Genomic DNA, 18,058 nt, shown 5'->3' with positions numbered 1-18,058 from the left:
ATCAGACCTGTTCATCAATATTGATCAAATTTTGAATATTATCCAATATTATCTTTTTTTTGGAGGATAACTGTTTTATGAATTTTTCTACTTGGACCAACCACTTAATTGATGCCGGAAAAAAAGCATTTTATGCATTAACTGATATTTACGGAACTGAATTGGCTCGACGTAAACTTTCAGTGGGTGCTGGAGGAGATATAACTGCATATATCGATAAAGTTGCTGAAAATATAATTATTTCTTCGTTGGAGTCATTAAAAAAGCCATTTGTAATGATTTCTGAAGAGATAGGTATATATTTTTGGGATGGTAATAATCGACATACAATCTCTTCTTTAGATAAAATTAATTTAGATGATTACCCGCCATTATATATTATTTTAGATCCAGTTGATGGTTCAAGTAATGCAATGCGGGGAATTCCTTTTTCATGTGTATCAATTGCAATAGCCACTCAACCGCGTATCTCAGCAATAGAAATTGGCGTATTGATCAGTCTTCAAACAGGGGATGAGTATGTTGCTGAAAAGGGAAAAGGTGCGTATCTTAATGGCAAAAAGATTTTTAGCTCACTTATTACTGATATTCATAAAGCTGTACTAGGAACTGACTTAGATTCATCTGAAATGTGTAAAGATTTAATTATTCAAAATGAGAATCTCTTTCGATCTGTTTCAAAACGACGAATTCTAGGATCATGTGCTTTAGAACTTGGTTTTATCTCAGCTGGATTCATGGATTTATATTTTGATGTGCGGGGAGTTCTTCGGATTGTTGATATTGCAGCTGGAATTTTAATACTTTCAGAAGCAGGTGGATTTATCATGAATTCAAAAGGTGAATCAATATCAGATGAAATATTTACATTAAAATCTAAATATAATCTTATTGCAGGTTGTCCAGGATTATATTCAATCATGGTCAAAATATTGAAAAATTCTTAATATTTACCATTTTTAACAATTTAATTTTACAAAAAATTATTAAAAAATTAAAAATAATCAAAATTCTATCGACCAGCTAATGCTATAGCAATGATTACAGAGATTAATACAACTAATATTATACTGTAGGCAATCCACTGTCTTTTTGCTATAACTTTTTGATTTCGATTTCTTTTTCGTGGACGTCGAGTTGGTGCTGGGCTCATATTCAAATATCTCCAAATTTTTTAATTATTTTAAGTTTTAGGTATATTTTTTGATGTCTTTTTTAATCAGATCTTTTTGTTATTTTACTGAGAATTAATTTTTTCAGAAATTGTAGAATCTGATTCTGCAAAAGGTTTTTCTGCTTGCTTAATTTCGAGAAATTTCTTCTCTTCCTTTTTGACTTCTTCAATTTCTTCTGCTGTCATATTCCTAAATAACTCTATTAAAACTACTCGGTTGTGGCTCATGAGAATTCTTGGATATAAATCTTCTTTTCTGTACATACCATCGGGTATGGATTCTTCTAAAGTATATAATTTTCGTTCTTTAATCAATTCCCCAAAATATTTTTTGTAAGTTTCATGATAACCATATATTTCATTTCCGACAATGACCATTTCACGAATAGAGTTTTCTGGTACCTCTAATTTTTCTAATGTTAGCAATATTTTTTCAAGAGACATTTCTTCTAGTAAAGCTTCATCTTCTACTCGACCTTCATATGCTGGCCCAGTCTGTTCTTCTTCATAATCTATCGCTTCTTCCAATCCAATCAAGATTTTAAACGCTTTAGGTTCATCATCTTCTTCAATAGTAGAAATTTTAATTGCAGGACCGATTTTGTCTCTAATTCTTGTAGCGGCATTTGCCGCGATAAATTTCATTCTAGTACTTGCTTGAGAACCTGCCCAAATAAAAGATCTAAATGTTTTAGGTTGAATAAAATAAAGAACTACATCTGATTTTAATAATTGTGATATTTCTACATTTTCATCTAAGTCAAGTTCTTCAAATTCCGCTTTTTCGTCATTTAACTGGAATATTCGGATTTTATTTTTGTTATCATCAGAATTTGGGTCTTCCACAGTCGTTCTTCTTCTTTTTATTTTTCTTTCTTAATAAATTTTGTTAGTTCCTTTAGTGATTAAAAAATCATTTCATTATTCTTAGCGAACGCATTTTAAAAAGATTTAAAATTATCAATAACGAATTTAAAATATCTTTAGGAAAAAAATGATCCATTTAATTAATAATTGGATTAATTATGATCCTTTTACTTAATATTTAGAAAATTTGTGATCATTTTCCAACATTAAGAAGGAATACTCATGACACTAGTTATAGATTATAATCTTAGAGAGAAATTTCTCAGATTTAATGTCTCATTAAATTCTTGTTATCAATGTGCGACTTGCAGTGGTATTTGCCCTGTTGCTCGAATTACAGATGGTAAATTTAATCCTAGGAAAATAATTGAAGCTGCTTTATTAGGATTAAAAGAACAGCTAATTGAGTTGCAACAACCGAATGTGTGGTATTGTCTAACATGTCAAAAATGTGTGGAAAGTTGTCCTCAGAAAGTAGAACTAGTTGAAATTTTTGATGTAATTAAAAACACCATTGTTAGGAACGGAAAAATACCTGAAGCATATAATTCTCAAGCTAAAACCATATTCCAAACAGGAGTTGCTTTACCTTTTTCTGATGCAATTTTGAAACGTAGAAAGAAGTTAGGACTTGAAAAATATAAAACTGCAGATATAAACGAAATTCAGACTCTATTAACCAATATTGGATTCAAGAAATTAATAAGATTTGAAGATATTGATTCAGACATGTCAAAGGAGAATGAAGAAGGGGATAAATAATGTTAAATTCAAGTGAGAAAATAGAAAAAAAAGTAGATTTGCAAAAAATTTCAAATATTGAGAAAAACAGTCCCAAAGTAAATGAGCACAAGTTATTTTTAGGGTGTGTTATTCCTGCTCGTCTTCCATTTATTGAAAGTTCTGCAAAGAAAGTATTTGATAAATTAGATATTCCTATGTCAAATATAGAAAATGCGTCATGTTGCCCTGATCCTACTGGAATTTCTGCTGTTGATCAAACTACTTGGTTAACATTAGGTGCAAGAAATTTGACCTTAGTAGATAACCAGAAAAACGATATTGTCAGTTTGTGTTCCGGATGTGTTGAGACATTAAAGATGGTTGATCATATTTTAGCTAAAGAACCAAAGAAAAGAGAAGAAATAAATTTAAATTTAGCAAAGATAGATAGAAGATTAGATGGAAGGGTAGATGTAAAGCATGCTGCTCAAATTATGTATGAAAATCTTGATTTAATCAAATCTAAAATTACTAATCCGCTAAAAGGATTAAAAGTTGCAGTACATTACGGTTGTCACTTTTTAAGTCCATCTGATGTTATTCAATGGGATGATCCTTTTGAACCAACCACAGTTGATGAAATAATTAATACTTTAGGTGCAGAAAGTTTAGACTATGATAGAAAACTGCAATGTTGTGGAAATCCTTTATTAAAAACTGATAAAGATCTCAGTTATGAATTGCTTTATCAAAAGCTATTAGAAATGAAAAAAGCAGGAGTCCATGTAATTACAGTTGTTTGTCCTTCTTGTTTCTTGCAATTTGATTATCAACAAAAGACAGTAAATAAAATATATGGAACTGACTTTAAAATTCCTGTATTATATTTGACAGAATTAGTTGCTCTCGCTTTAGGATTTAGTGATAAGGAAATTAGCTTAAAATTTCATGGTATTAAACCAAAGAAAATTTTGGAAGAACTAAATTTAATTGAAAATCAATAAGATAGGAACAGAAGTGAGTAAAATTGGAAGAGCACACAAAAAGAGTGATGATCATCGGAGGTGGAATTGCAGGAATTCAAGCATCTCTCGATTTAGGTGATATGGATTATCAAGTTGATCTGATTGAACAAAAACCGTGCATTGGGGGTAGAATGGCTCAGTTAGATAAGACTTTACCAACCAATGACTGTTCAATTTGTATACTTGCCCCAAAACTCTCTGATTGCTTTCGTCACCCCAAAATTAAAATTCATTCTTTAACTCAAATTGAAGATGTGAAAAAGATTGGAAAAATATTTGATGTAACATTAAAGCGACAAGCGAGATTTGTTGATGAGGGTGCATGCATTAATTGTGGGCAATGTGTTGCAAAATGTCCTGTTAAAGTCGATGATCAATTCGATATGGAAATGAGAAAACGGAAAGCTATTTACTTGTATTATCTACAAGGAATTCCAGCAGTTATGGCAATTGATAAGGAACACTGCTTACGCTTGAAAAATTTGGATAAAAATAAAGAAGTCTGTGGTCTTTGCCAAAAGGTTTGCCCAAAAGATGCTATAGATTTTATGCAAACTGATCAGTTATATCATTTAAAGACTGATGCAATTATCGTTGCAACTGGATCAAATCAATATGATCCAAGTCCTTTGCATCTTTATGGTTATAAAAATTACAAGAATGTAATTACTGGTTTAGAATATGAACGAATGATTAGTGCCTCTGGTCCAACTAGTGGTCACATACGAAGATTATCGGATAATATGCCTCCAAAGACGATTGCATTTATACAATGTGTAGGATCACGGGATATACGTACAAATTCATATTGTTCATCAATTTGTTGTACATATTCAACAAAACACGCAATTTTATCAAAAGAACATGACTCTGAATTACAATCATATATTTTTTACATAGATCTTAGAGCTGGTGGGAAAAACTTTCAAAAATATGTAGAACGAGCGAAAAATGAATATAATGTCAAGTATATTCGAGGTAAAGTGGCTGAAATTAAAATTGATGAAAATGATAATCCTATTCTGTATTATGAAGATTTGAATACATTTGAAATAAAAACAAAAAAAGTCAATTTGGTTATATTGGCTTCAGCTATGATCCCAACAAAAAATTCGGATAAAATAGCAAGTATATTAGATTTAGAATTAGATGAATTTAATTTTATAAAAACTAATATCGAAACTCCTGTTAGCACTAATGTTACTGGAATATTTGCGTGCGGAACTTGCCTTGGCCCTATGGATATTCCTCATTCTGTTGTGAATGCTTCAGGGGCAGCTGCAAAAGCCTCAGAATATTTATATAAATTGAATCGGTGATAATTATGAATGAAAAAGAAGAAATTCGTATCGGTGTTTTCATTTGTCATTGTGGGACAAATATCGGCGGCATTTTAGATGTTCCCTCTTTAATTGAATATGCTAAAACCTTGGATAATGTGGTTTTCACCCAAAGAAATTTATATACATGTTCTGAAACCGGATTATCAGCAATTAAAAAAGGAATTAAGGAAAATAAATTAAATCGCGTGGTAGTTGCAGCTTGTACTCCGCGCACTCATGAACCTTTATTTCAAGGTATTTGCAAAGAAATGGGACTAAACCCTTATTTCTTTGAATTTGTTAATATTCGCGAGCAATGTTCTTGGGTTCATCAAATGGATCACGAAAAGGCGACTTCAAAAGCCCGCGATTTAATTCGAATGGGTGTAGCCAGAGCAAGTTTATTAGAAGCACTCGAAAAACATCAAATCGATGTTAAACCATCTGCCTTAGTTATTGGTGGAGGAATTAGTGGAATGAGTGCTGCTGAAGTATTAGCAAATCAAGGATTTCAAACAATTATTGTAGAAAAAAAAACGCAATTAGGCGGTCAATTACTTACCCTTCATAAATTATTTCCGAATAACATGGATCCCCAACAAATATTAAGAAAAAGGGATGAAATACTTTCCAATCCTTTGATTAAAGTATACACCTCTTCAGAAATTTCATCTATTGAGGGATATATTGGAAATTTTGATATTAAAATTCAATCTACTGAAAAGAAAATAGGAGAGGAGTCAAAACAAGAGAGACATGTGAAGGTTGGAGCTATTATTGTCGCTACAGGGGCGGATGTATTAAAACCTAAAGGCTATTTTAATTATAATGGCAAACGGGTTATTACACAGAAAGAATTAGAAGAATTACTAAAACAAGATCAATTTTCTTATCGGAAAGTAGTAATGATTCAATGTGTAGGGTCTAGAATACCTGAACGACCATATTGTTCTACAATTTGTTGTATGACTGCTATGAAAAACGCACGAATTATTAAAAAGAATAATCCAGATACAGAGATCTTTATTTTAAACCGTGATATTTATACTTCTGGAACATATCAAGAAGAATTTTATCGAGACACTCGAAAGGAAGGAATTATTTTTTCTCGATACGATGAAACACATCCTCCAGATGTTACTGATCATAGCGTTATTTACTACAACTCCTCCCAAAATGGTAATATTGAGATTGAATGTGATTTAGTGGTGTTATCCACTCCTTTAATTCCATATCCAGAGAGCGAATCACTTTCTAAAATGCTAAAAGTTCCAATCGATGAGTATGGATTTTTCCTTGAAGCTCACATAAAATTACGACCTGTAGATTTTTCAAATGATGGAATATTCGTATGTGGTACTTGTAGATGGCCCGGTAATATTCCAGAATCTATTTCACAAGGTTATGCTGCAGCTTCCAGAGCCAGTCGGATACTAAGAAAAGGGAAATTTAGTGTTGAAGGAGGAACTGCATGGATTGATCAAGATAAATGTATTCAATGTGAAGTTTGTCTGAAAAAATGTAATTATAAAGCGATTTCAAGAGATGAAGATGATAAGGTGGTCGTTACTGCAGTATTGTGTAAAGGATGTGGTGCATGCGCTACGACATGTCCCGAACATGCTATTGTAATGCGACATTTTACCGATAATCAAATTGAATCTCAGATTGCAGCACTATTGGAGGGGGCAACAAGTGACTGAAAGTAAGGATAACATTGAGCCAAATAATAAATCTGAAGTTAAAAAAGACTTTGAGCCTAAAATATTAGGATTTTTATGTAATTGGTGCTCTTATGCTGGAGCAGATTTAGCTGGAGTCAGTAGACTTCAATATCCTCCAAATATTCGTGTAATTAGAGTTATGTGTAGCGGTCGGGTTGATCCTGTTTTCGTTGCTGATGCTCTTTTGAAGGGAATTGATGGGATTCTAATACTTGGTTGTCATTTAGGTGATTGTCACTATGGTGAAGGAAATTACGAAGCTAAAGCAAATTATGAAATGCTTCAAATTTTATTAAAAAATATCGAGTTAGAAAAGAGGGTTGAATTAAATTGGGTTTCAGCTGCTGAAGGCACATATTTTAGCCAAATTGTATCCGATTTTACTGAAAACATAAGGACAATGGGACCTTCCCCACTTTCACCCAAAAATATAGATTTTCCAGATAAATCTCTGATTTTAAAGATGGAAGCAATTAAGCGAGTCGTATCAGATGGAAGAATTCGGAAATTGGTTGGAAGGGAACGAAGTATTTTAAATTTAGGAAATGCTTATGAAGAAAATGTCGATGAAGATAAATATGCTAAAATATTGGGAGAGGCAGTTCAAACTGAATACATCCGTAATTATATTTACGTAACTCTTAAAAATAATCCCAGTTCTGTACGAGAGCTCTCAATAAAACTTAAACTCGAATCAAGCGAAGTTTTAAGCCATATATTAGTTTTACGGCAGAGGGGCTTGGTTAATTTAACAACAATTAAGGATTTGAGTCCAATATATATTGCAATTGAATAAGGTGAAGTAATGTGGAAAAAATTGGTGCAGTTTTAGTTGTCGGAGGTGGAATTGCTGGAATTCAATCATCATTGGATCTAGCAGAATCCGGATTTAAAGTCTATTTACTTGAAAAAAGCGCAGGTATTGGAGGTGTTATGTCTCAATTAGACAAGACATTTCCAACCAATGATTGTTCGATGTGTATACTTTCACCAAAACTCGTAGAGACTGGGCGCAATCCAAATATAAATCTTATAATTAACTCACAAATTCTTGGTTTAGAGGGCGAAGCGGGGAATTTTCAAGTTCGTTTATTAAAAAATCCACTATATATTAACCAAGATGCTTGTACTGGATGTGGAGTTTGTGCTCAAGAATGTCCCATGGAAAGTATCGATGTATATAATGAAAAAATGGTCATCAATCATGCAATATCTGTAAAGTATCCCCAATCTGTTCCTTTGATTTTTTCTATCGATAAGGAAAAATGTATCGGTTGTGGAATATGCCAAAGTGTTTGTAAGGCACATGCAGTAGAATACACTCAAGAAAAGATTGAAGAAGTAATTAATGTTGGTGCAATTATCTTAGCTCCTGGTTTTGACGAATTTGATCCTACTCCATTAAAAATGTATGGATATGGAAAGTATAAAAATGTTGTATCAAGTATTGAATTTGAACGAATTTTAAGTGCTAGTGGCCCTTATTCAGGAATGGTTTTACGGCCTTCTGATGGAGAAATTCCTGAAAAGGTTGCATTTATTCAGTGCATCGGATCAAGAGATGTTCATCATGCTCATCCGTACTGTTCTTCTGTTTGCTGTATGTACACAGCAAAAGAAGCTGTAATCGCCAAAGAACATCAACACCAAGTTAATCCTACAATTTTCACAATGGACATAAGAGCCTACGGTAAAGATTTTGATAAGTATATTGATAGAGCTAAAGATGAATATGGAATCAAATATATACGCTCCCGGATTTCTTCCATTGTTGAAAATCCTGATAATGATAATTTGTTCTTAAATTATGAAGCTGAAGATGGCACAATAAAAACTGAAGAATATAACATGGTTGTTCTTAGTGTTGGTTTAACTCCTCCATCTGATGCGATAGAATTAAGCAAAGTATTAGGTATTGAACTTAATGAATATAATTTCTGTCAAACAGATAATTTCGAACAATCTAAAACATCAAAACCAGGAATTTTTGTATGTGGAGCATTTAGTGCACCAAAAGATATTCCTGAAAGTGTTATTCAAGCAAGTGCAAGTGCTGCACATGTAAATATGTTATTAAACTCTGTTCGAAATACGCTTATCACAAAGAAAGAATTACCTCTTGAAAAAAATGTTCAAGGAGATCCCCCAAAAATCGGTGTATTCATTTGTCACTGTGGGATCAACATCGGAGGGGTCGTTGATGTGCCTGGAGTGGTTGAATATGCGAGTAAACTGGAGAATGTAGAATATTCTGAAGATAATCTTTATACATGTTCTGCAGATACTCAACAAAAAATAGTCGAAAGTGTTCAAACTCATGATTTAAATAGAGTCATTGTAGCGTCTTGCACTCCTCGAACACATGAACCGCTTTTCCAGCAAACACTACAAGAAGCTGGGTTAAATCCATATCTTTTTGAAATGGCAAACATCAGAGATCAATGTAGTTGGGTACATATGCATGAACCTGAAGCAGCTACTCAGAAAGCAAAAGATTTGGTTAGAATGGCTGTGGCTAAGGCGAATAAAATTGAACCGCTCAAAAGAACTATTTTAAAAATGTCACATAAGGTTTTAGTAATTGGCGGTGGAATTTCTGGCTTAACTGCTGCCTTAGGATTTGCAAAACAAGGATTTCATACTTATATCCTTGAGAAAACTAATGAATTGGGAGGATTTGCAAAAAATATTCATGAAATGCTAACACATGAGAGTGTTCAAGATTATATTTCAAATCTGATTAATCAAACAAATTCAAATCCTAAATTGGATGTATACTTGGGAACCGAAATTGAATCGATCGATGGATTCATTGGAAATTTTAAAACAACCATCCATTATATTGATAACGGTGAACGAAAAGAAACAACTTTGGAGCATGGTATTATCATAGTTGCTACTGGTGGTGTACCTTATGAACCTACAGAATATTTATATTCTAAAGATCCAAGAGTAATTACTCAAATCGAGTTTGAAAAACAATTATTCAAGAAAGATATTGGATCAGATGTTCAGAAAATTGTGATGATTCAATGTATCGGCTCTCGAAATGATGAATATCCATATTGTAGTCGAGTTTGTTGCTCTGAAGCCATTAAAAATGCATTAAAACTTAAAGAATTATATCCAAAAAAGGAAGTAATTATCCTTTATCGTGATATACGCACTTATGGTCTTAAGGAAAAATTCTATCGGGAAGCTCGAATTAAAGGTGTTTTATTTATCCGCTTTGAACCTGAATCCCTTCCTGAGCTTGAAAATATAAATAACAAATTAATTCTTCATGTAAGCTCACCCAATATTGGCTCACTTGACTTATTTCCAGATCTTTTAGTATTAAGTGTAGGAATCAGGCCTCCTTATGAATCTAATGAAAAATTGGCACCCATGTTGAAAGTTCCACTTAATGATGATAAATTTTTCTTAGAAGCACATGTTAAACTTCGACCTGTAGATTTTGCAACAGAGGGAATTTTTCTATGTGGTTTAGCTCATTCTCCCCGAACCATTGATGAATCAATTATGCAAGCTAATGCAACTGTTTCCCGTGCTTTAACATATTTGAGTAAAGATGAAATTGAAACAGAAGGTATTGTAGCATCAATTAATGCTGTAAAGTGTTCTGGTTGCGGTTTATGCATAGAAATTTGTGCATATAATGCTATAACGATGAATGAGGATCGAAATATTGCTGAGATAAATTCTGCCTTATGTAAAGGATGTGGTGCTTGTGCAGCTAGTTGTCGAGGTTCAGCCATAGATTTATTCGGATTTACCAATGAGGAAATATATCTCGTTATTAACGAGCTAAAATAGTGGAGGGCCATAGATTATGAATTCAAATAATATAAAAAATCAAGAAAACATGCATAATAATATAAAAAATAAAGAAAAGCAAGCCGTAGATATCAAGAATATTGGGCAAGCATCTATTTTGGAAGAAGAGGAAATTAATAAGATTAAAAATAATAACGAATTGAGCACACTTAATGAAATTGAAATTACTAATACTTCAGATGAATCGTGGGAACCAAAAATTCTGGCTTTTCTATGCAATTGGTGCAGTTATGCAGGTGCTGATCTCGCAGGGGTAAGCAGAATTCAATATCCCCCTAATGTTCGAATTGTTCGAGTACCATGCTCAGGTCGAATTAATCCACTTTTTATTTTGAAAAGTTTGCAAGTCGGATGGGATGGGGTCCTTGTTAGTGGTTGTCATCCAGGCGATTGTCATTACATATCTGGAAATTATTATGCACGCCGAAAATTTTCCATAATCGAAGATCTTTTAGAATTCATGGGAATTGAGAAAGGACGTGTTAATTTTTCATGGGTATCTGCTGCTGAAGGAGTCGCTTTTGCAAAATTTATTAAAAAGGTTACTGAACAAGTAAAGAAATTGGGTCCCAATCGACTTTTTACCCAAATGAAGAGTGGGGGTGATTAAAATGGAACAAAAAGAAGAGAATAAAGAAATAGAAAAAATTGGAAAAATGGAAGAAATACAAAATTCACTGAAAAGAATTGTAAAGCAGATTCTACTAGAAGAAGAAGTGGAGTATATTTTAGGATTTGAACCCGGGCCTTTACCATTAACTGCAGCACCTCTATTTATTGAATCAGAAGATGATATTGAGCGCTTAATTTGGACAGAATACTGTAATTTAAATCTTGTAAAATTTCTTTTAGAACAACCTCATACCAAAAAAGTAGGAATTATTTTAAAAAACTGTGAGATTCATTCATTAATTGTTTTAATAAATGAGAAGCAAATTAAACGAGAAGATGTTATTATCATCGGTGTACCTTGTGATTATGGAATTATTGATTTAAATAAAATTAAGAAAATAATTGGAAATCCTGAAATAGTTAAGGGAAGTATTAAAGGAACTAAGATTAAAATATTGACTCATAAAGAAGAACAAATCATAAATTTTGATAAAATTCTATCTGATTCTTGCTTATTCTGTAAAAACAAAATACCTGATGAATTTGATTACCAAATTGAAGTTTCTGCCAATAAACTAACAGTTAATTCTGAAGAATTAATTAAGTATCAAGATATTGATGAGTATCAAGATGTTATTGAATTTGAAGCAAAATCTTCCCAAGAAAGATGGAATTATTTTACGAATGAATTGGAAAAATGTACTTTATGTATGGCTTGTAGGAATGCTTGTCCTCTATGTTATTGCAAAATATGTTTCATAGATCAAAACCAACCTCAATGGTTTGATAAAAATGACGATCTTTCTGAAAAGGTTTTATTTCATATGACACGAGCACTCCACTTAGCAGGGCGTTGTGCAGGATGTGATGCTTGTTCCCGTGCTTGTCCAGAAGGAGTAGATATTCAGTTAATTTATAAAAAACTACGAAAATCTGTACGAGATCGTTGGAACATTGAAAAGGTAGAATTAGGAAGTAAATCCGTACTGGGATCTTATAATAATGAAGATCCTCAAGAATTTATTATGAGTGAGGAATAGGTAGGTGTGAAAAGATACATGGAAGGGACAAGAAATCAGAATCAAAATAATCAAGATTGCTTAAAAGTTATTCCAAAAGAAGAACTAAAAATATTCTTGGAAAGATTAAGTAAAGAATATAGACTCATACTTCCGACTCATAAAAATAAAGAAAAAAGTAAAGAAAAAAGTAAAGAAAAGAGTAAAGAAAAGACAAAAAAACAAAACAAAAACTATGAGTTAATTTTTGATTATGTTGATATTTTAAATGAAGAATATGAATTTCCAGAATATCAAAATATTCGTATAGCTCCAAAAAAGTTTCTATTCCCACAACATGAAGTGCTTTTTTCCTATGAAATAGAAGGTAACAATGTTAAGATTACAGAAAAAGAAGCAGAGATTAATAATCAAATCATTTTTGGGATAAGAAACTGTGATGCACGGGCCTTTAAAATATTGGATATATTTTTCTCTTCTGGAAAATATAGTGATCCTTATTATTTCAATAAACGAAATCATACATTGCTGATTGGATTTGCATGTAATGAGCCAATGACTACATGTTTCTGTACATCTGTAAATGGTGGACCATACTCAGTAGAGGGTTTCGATGCAGTTTTATATGAACTGCCTGAAAAGTATCTTTTTCAGATTATTTCTCCTAATGGTGAAAAATTTAAGCCTTATGTTGAATCTTTCTCAAATGCTTCATTAGAAGATTTAAAATTAAAAGATCAAAATGCTTCTCACGCCTATAAGCAAATTCGAGTTTCTCTTAATTTAGATAACATTGAAATGGAACTTGAAAGTCTTTACAACCATGAAATATGGCAAAAAATCGCCCGTACATGTTTAAAATGTGGCGCATGTAGCTACATTTGTCCAACATGTCATTGTTTTGATGTGCAGGAAAAAATTGAAAAAACTGATATAGCTGGGAAATCTATAGGAAAAAGAGTTAGAATTTGGGATACATGTCAAATTCCTTTGTTTACATTGGAAGCATCAGGGCATAATCCCCGGGCTGCTGGAGAAAAAAGAACTCGGCAAAGAATTTATCATAAATTCAATTATTATCTTAAAAATTATGAAATTTTGGGTTGTGTGGGCTGTGGTAGATGTATTCAAGTTTGCCCAGTAAATCAAGATATTAGAAAAACTTTAATTAACGTTCAAGAAATTGCAAAAAAAGTTCAAAAAGGTGAGTAATAGTGCTAAAAGAACAACAAAATCATCAGCCAATTCAAAATCCCTATATTCCAGAAATTGTTACAATAGAAAGTATTACTACTGAAAATGATGAAAAAGATTTAAAGACATTTAAGTTAATCTTTGATGATCCAACTGCTAAAGAAAGATTTTACAAGTTTTTCATTCCAGGTCAATTTGCAGAGTTAAATATTTTTGGTGTAGGAGAATCTCCCATAGGAATTGCCAGTTCTCCAACTGAGGAAAATTATTTATTATTTACTGTGAAGAAAACAGGAAAAGTTACAAGCCATCTTCATTCTGCTAAAATAGGTAAAAAAATCGGAATAAGAGGCCCATTTGGTAATGGGTGGCCAATGAAAGAAGCTGAAGGAAAAAATCTTGTTATAATTGGAGGTGGTTTTGCTTTTACTACCTTGCGCTCTTTGATTGTTTTTATTTTAAGTTCAGAAAACCGAAAGAACTTTCAAAATATCACAATTATTTATGGATGTCGAAATCCGGGAGAATTCTGCTATAAATCAGAGTTATCTGAATGGGAAAAAATGAATGATATTAAAGTTCATCTGACTATTGACAGATTTCATCCAAATTGGGATAAAAAAGTAGGCTTTGTGCCAACAATTACTAAAGAAGTTGCGCCTTCACCTCAAAATGCTCTTGTTTTTGTGTGTGGGCCACCAATCATGATTAAATATACTCTTCCTATTCTTCGAGAATTAGGGTTCACAGATCCACAAATCTATCTCTCGCTTGAGCGAAGGATGAAATGTGGGATTGGAAAGTGCGGACGTTGTAATATAGGTAGTAAATTCGTCTGCATCGATGGACCTGTTTTTTCTCAAGCAGAATTAAACACACTTTTAAGTGATGAATAAAATGCTCAAAATTTTTTTTTTGCATTACAATTATATATTTGGGGTCTATTTCATAATGTGGTATCGTTCCATCAATATGGAAATAATGAATCAGAAAAAAAAAGGAGATTTCCATGCAAATCGAAAATCAGCCAGATAATTCAGCTGGTAATTCAGCTGAGAAGTCAAATAAAAAATTAAGATGTGAAGAATGTTATTATTTCTTTAATTGCCAAGTAGAAGGTAATGATATTCATGAATATTGCTCTGCTAATCCCGAGGCGTTGGGATATTGTGAATTATGGTCTGGTCCGCTTTTCAATTATAATGCGTGCCATGGTTTTACTCCAAAAAAGCATGCAGACCAAAATTCTATTTAATATCTTAAAATATTAAAAAGATCATATCAGATCTAAAGATAATTTAATATTTTACGCTTATTCAAGAATCGCTACAGCATCAATTTCAATGTTCCATTCTTCATACATGAGTTTCCCTACTTGAACAGCTGATCGAGCAGGAAGCTCTTTCTCAATTCCATTTTTCTTAAAAAAATCGATGTAAGCACTATTCATTTTAGCATAATTTCTAATATCTGTTAAAAAAACTGTAATTTTAACGATATCAGAAACATGACCGCCTGCTTTTTCTAAAATTATTTTAATATTTTCCAAACATTGAGTAGTTTGACCTTCTATTTTCGGATCCCATGCTCCTGTTTGAGGATTCTTTGGAATTTGTCCAGAAATATATACAACGTTCCCTATTTTTACCGCATCACTAAACGGGGCTCTTCCATTAATCACTTCCTTTTTATTCATATGATCATCTCTCTTTACATAATTTGGAGTTTTATCTTAATATAATTAACCCTCTTAAATTTTGAATTAATAATTTAAATTTTTTTCATCTTTATTAGGTTATTCTCTTTTTTTATTGAAATATGGACTTTTCTTTTGATAAAGTTCTTGATAAATAGAGTTTCAAATAAATAATTTATTTAAATGATAAAATCAGAGTTAAAAATTCACTTTTTATTTATCTAGACGAAGAATTCTAAAATTATCAATTAAAATATTAATTTAAATTTCTAATGCGGGGAGAGAGCTTCGAACTCTCGCGGCGCTATGCACTGGATTCTGAGTCCAGCATCGTGGACCAGACTTGATTATCCCCGCTTTTTTTTTCCAAGATGAATATGAAAAATGTTCTTCAATAGATAATGCTACTGGAATCAAGAATATAAGCAAGCCATTTCATAAAAAATTGCTGGTTCCTATGATGCAATAAATTAAATTAGAATAGAATAAAGTCCATTTGTGAATAATTTAAAGAAGTATACTTAAATTGAAAGTATTATAATAATATCTAATTATTTAACTAAATATTCTAAAAGAAAAATTTCTTAAATGTCTATTATTGATGTGTAAAAATTTTGATGATTTAAACCCATTTAAATGGGAAAAATCTTAAAATATTGCTAATTCAGTCAAAAATAATAAAGATAACAATCTTTACGAATAGGATTTGTTGGAAATAACTTTATATGTTGTTTGTTCTACAATGTTTACTTGACAATTATATAAATAATTGTTTGATTGATTAGATATTTGTTTAATGTGATTACAAAAAATACTGAAAATACTTTTTAAAGAAGAATTGACTGACAATGAATCAAAAATTACTTTTAACTGCTGTCTTTGGTCCTTATGGTGTAAAAAATCAATATGTTGAAGGTCTTGGGATGCAGATGGAATTATTAAATAATCAAATTACACGCCAACAAGGGATTCACTCTCCCCGACAGCACTATTGGACTTTCGCCTTATATCTATTAGCTGAAAATATTTCCATTCCAACTACCATTTTAGATTTTCCTAGATGGAAAGATTTTACAAAAGAATTAGCTAAAAATGAATATACACATGTTGGAATCAATTTTATTGTGCCAAATGTCTTAAAAGCCAAACGAATGACAGAATACATTCGGGAAAATTACCCTAACATTAAAATTATATTAGGTGGTTATGGTACAACTATTCCTGAATTGGATAAAATCCTTCCATTTGATGAAAAATGTATAGGTGAAGGAGTGCGCTGGTTACAGCAATATTTTGGAGAAAATGACAGATTATCACAACCAATAATTCATCCGGTTATTCAAAATCCAATATCTCAAAAAGTATACGGCTATCAAACTATCCCTCACGCTTCAGTTCTTTTACCTGGTTTAGGGTGCGAAAATGGTTGTGAATTTTGTGCAACTTCACATATGTTTAATAAACATTATGAACCGCTGCTTACAGATGGAAATGCTTGCTTTGAAGCTTGTCTTAAATCAGAAAAAGAAATAAGAGCGACAGGTTTTTCTATTATGGATGAGAATTTTCTTAAGCAACCAAATACTGCCAGAGATTTATTAAAAGCCATGGAAAAAAATATGAAAAATTATGCTTTTGAAATCTTTTCTTCTGCTGAAACAATAACTAGAATGGGTATTGATTTTCTTGTTCGTTTAGGTGTAAAAATGGTTTGGATTGGAGTTGAATCAAAAAAATGGTCTCATAAAAAGGTTAAAAATGTTGATTTTAAGAAATTATTCAAAGAACTTCAACAGAAAGGAATTTCTGTTAATTCATCTGCAATTCTATTTTTAGAACATCATGATGAAGCTGAGTTGCAGGCAGATATAGATTGGGTAATTAGTTTAGGTGCAGATTTAACCCAATTTATGAATTATACACCAATGCCACGGACAACACTTTATAATCGATTAAAAAGCAATGGTTTGCTTAAAAGTTTAAATCAAGTACCTTATACTCGATATACAGGAGCTGAAGAATTAAATTGGATACATCCATACATTACAGATCCAAAAAAACACTTTTTATACTTGAAACGCGCATTTAGAAAAAAATATCTACATACTGGAGCAGGACTCCTCAATATGACAATAACTGCTTTGATGGGATTGAAAACAGCCAGAAATGATTTCAAATTTAGAGAAAAAAATGGATATAATTGGAATCATGAAACATTAAGATACGAAAAAGTCGAAAATCCTCATCATGATGCTTATTTCAAATATCGTATTAGAAAAATTGAAAGAGTGGCTATGTTGGCTCGACCTACACTTTTAACTTTATACATCTTCGCTCCAAATAGAAGAATTCGAAAAAAAACAAAACAAGCAATTCAATTAGCAAGGGAAGTATTAGGTAAACCCACATACTCAGATAGATTAAAATCAATTTTCCTTTTTATCTCTGCATTAATTGAAGAAATAAAGTATATTTTTATGCGAATCACAGGTAGAGAAACGATTATTTATCAACCAAGGATGCAAAGACTGGAATACAATCAAGGAACTCACACTATTTTAATAATCGTGAAGAGTATGATTCAAGACTGGATTAAGCAAAATAAATCATATCAATGGGTCCGTTCACAACTAAAAAAAATCCCTAGTAAAGAAATGCTCTTAGCAAAAATTCAAGAAAACTCAAGGTTACGCCATTTAAAATTATCAATAACTGAAGTGCAAATGGCTTGGCGCCAAACCTTTTCGAAATCCAGAAATATTAAGATGTATTGGAAAAAAGCTGGAGGGAAAATCTAAATTTCTACTGAATTAAAAAAAAAAATATTTTTGTTCTTTTTTCTATTTTTCTGTCTCAGAATCTCAG

Annotated in this window: 16 protein-coding genes and 1 tRNA gene; 13 read left to right on the top strand and 4 right to left on the bottom strand. The window is 31.8% G+C overall.

Annotation, left to right across the window (positions count from 1 at the left end; all coding sequences use genetic code 11):
* Positions 1–77: 77 nt before the first annotated feature.
* On the top strand, positions 78–947 hold the full coding sequence (locus ACXLDF_RS03175) for an inositol monophosphatase family protein (RefSeq protein WP_457557043.1): 870 nt from the start codon (positions 78–80) through the stop codon (positions 945–947).
* 65 nt (positions 948–1,012) lie between these two features.
* Here the strand turns inward: ACXLDF_RS03175 and ACXLDF_RS03170 are convergent, their stop codons facing one another.
* Both ACXLDF_RS03170 and ACXLDF_RS03165 read right to left on the bottom strand, forming a co-directional pair.
* Positions 1,013–1,153, bottom strand: a complete 141-nt coding sequence (locus ACXLDF_RS03170; protein ID WP_457557042.1) for a hypothetical protein — start codon at positions 1,151–1,153, stop codon at positions 1,013–1,015.
* Between the two features lie 84 nt (positions 1,154–1,237).
* A complete protein-coding gene (locus ACXLDF_RS03165) occupies positions 1,238–2,020 on the bottom strand; it encodes a hypothetical protein (RefSeq protein ID WP_457557041.1) in 783 nt (260 codons plus the stop codon).
* A 243-nt stretch (positions 2,021–2,263) separates the two neighbouring features.
* Between ACXLDF_RS03165 and ACXLDF_RS03160 the strand changes: the two genes are divergently transcribed.
* From ACXLDF_RS03160 to ACXLDF_RS03110, 11 genes are all read left to right on the top strand, one after another.
* Positions 2,264–2,803, top strand: a complete 540-nt coding sequence (locus ACXLDF_RS03160) for a 4Fe-4S dicluster domain-containing protein (RefSeq protein WP_457557040.1) — start codon at positions 2,264–2,266, stop codon at positions 2,801–2,803.
* Complete coding sequence (locus ACXLDF_RS03155) at positions 2,803–3,768, top strand: CoB--CoM heterodisulfide reductase iron-sulfur subunit B family protein (protein WP_457557039.1); 966 nt, start codon at positions 2,803–2,805, stop codon at positions 3,766–3,768. The genes ACXLDF_RS03160 and ACXLDF_RS03155 overlap by 1 nt, the downstream gene beginning before the upstream one ends.
* Before the next feature lie 23 nt (positions 3,769–3,791).
* Positions 3,792–5,108, top strand: a complete 1,317-nt coding sequence (locus tag ACXLDF_RS03150) for an FAD-dependent oxidoreductase (RefSeq protein ID WP_457557038.1) — start codon at positions 3,792–3,794, stop codon at positions 5,106–5,108.
* A gap of 5 nt (positions 5,109–5,113) precedes the next feature.
* Positions 5,114–6,814 (top strand): CoB--CoM heterodisulfide reductase iron-sulfur subunit A family protein, encoded by a 1,701-nt coding sequence (locus ACXLDF_RS03145; RefSeq protein WP_457557037.1) that lies wholly within the window; start codon positions 5,114–5,116, stop codon positions 6,812–6,814.
* Positions 6,807–7,631 (top strand): hydrogenase iron-sulfur subunit, encoded by an 825-nt coding sequence (locus ACXLDF_RS03140; RefSeq protein ID WP_457557036.1) that lies wholly within the window; start codon positions 6,807–6,809, stop codon positions 7,629–7,631. The genes ACXLDF_RS03145 and ACXLDF_RS03140 overlap by 8 nt, the downstream gene beginning before the upstream one ends.
* A gap of 11 nt (positions 7,632–7,642) precedes the next feature.
* Positions 7,643–10,651, top strand: a complete 3,009-nt coding sequence (locus tag ACXLDF_RS03135) for an FAD-dependent oxidoreductase (RefSeq protein WP_457557035.1) — start codon at positions 7,643–7,645, stop codon at positions 10,649–10,651.
* 184 nt (positions 10,652–10,835) lie between these two features.
* Positions 10,836–11,282 (top strand): hydrogenase iron-sulfur subunit, encoded by a 447-nt coding sequence (locus ACXLDF_RS03130; RefSeq protein WP_457557060.1) that lies wholly within the window; start codon positions 10,836–10,838, stop codon positions 11,280–11,282.
* A gap of 1 nt (position 11,283) precedes the next feature.
* Positions 11,284–12,324, top strand: a complete 1,041-nt coding sequence (locus tag ACXLDF_RS03125; protein WP_457557034.1) for a ferredoxin family protein — start codon at positions 11,284–11,286, stop codon at positions 12,322–12,324.
* Positions 12,325–12,342: 18 nt separating this feature from the next.
* Positions 12,343–13,515 carry a 4Fe-4S dicluster domain-containing protein gene (locus ACXLDF_RS03120; protein WP_457557033.1) on the top strand — a complete coding sequence of 391 codons (1,173 nt, stop codon included), beginning with the start codon at positions 12,343–12,345 and terminating at the stop codon, positions 13,513–13,515.
* Between the two features lie 2 nt (positions 13,516–13,517).
* Complete coding sequence (locus ACXLDF_RS03115; protein WP_457557032.1) at positions 13,518–14,393, top strand: FAD/NAD(P)-binding protein; 876 nt, start codon at positions 13,518–13,520, stop codon at positions 14,391–14,393.
* 113 nt (positions 14,394–14,506) lie between these two features.
* On the top strand, positions 14,507–14,752 hold the full coding sequence (locus ACXLDF_RS03110; RefSeq protein ID WP_457557031.1) for a hypothetical protein: 246 nt from the start codon (positions 14,507–14,509) through the stop codon (positions 14,750–14,752).
* Positions 14,753–14,809: 57 nt separating this feature from the next.
* Here ACXLDF_RS03110 and ACXLDF_RS03105 read toward each other — a convergent pair whose 3' ends face one another.
* Both ACXLDF_RS03105 and ACXLDF_RS03100 read right to left on the bottom strand, forming a co-directional pair.
* Positions 14,810–15,193, bottom strand: coding sequence for a RidA family protein (locus ACXLDF_RS03105; protein WP_457557030.1), 384 nt, complete (start codon positions 15,191–15,193; stop codon positions 14,810–14,812).
* A gap of 273 nt (positions 15,194–15,466) precedes the next feature.
* Positions 15,467–15,550: transfer RNA gene (locus tag ACXLDF_RS03100), tRNA-Leu, on the bottom strand.
* 491 nt (positions 15,551–16,041) lie between these two features.
* Between ACXLDF_RS03100 and ACXLDF_RS03095 the strand changes: the two genes are divergently transcribed.
* On the top strand, positions 16,042–17,991 hold the full coding sequence (locus ACXLDF_RS03095) for a B12-binding domain-containing radical SAM protein (RefSeq protein ID WP_457557029.1): 1,950 nt from the start codon (positions 16,042–16,044) through the stop codon (positions 17,989–17,991).
* Positions 17,992–18,058: the final 67 nt, after the last annotated feature.

It is taken from the genome of Candidatus Harpocratesius sp. (assembly GCF_054039255.1).
Note: the sequence above shows the minus strand (reverse complement) of the source record. Positions and strands in the feature narration are given on the sequence as shown.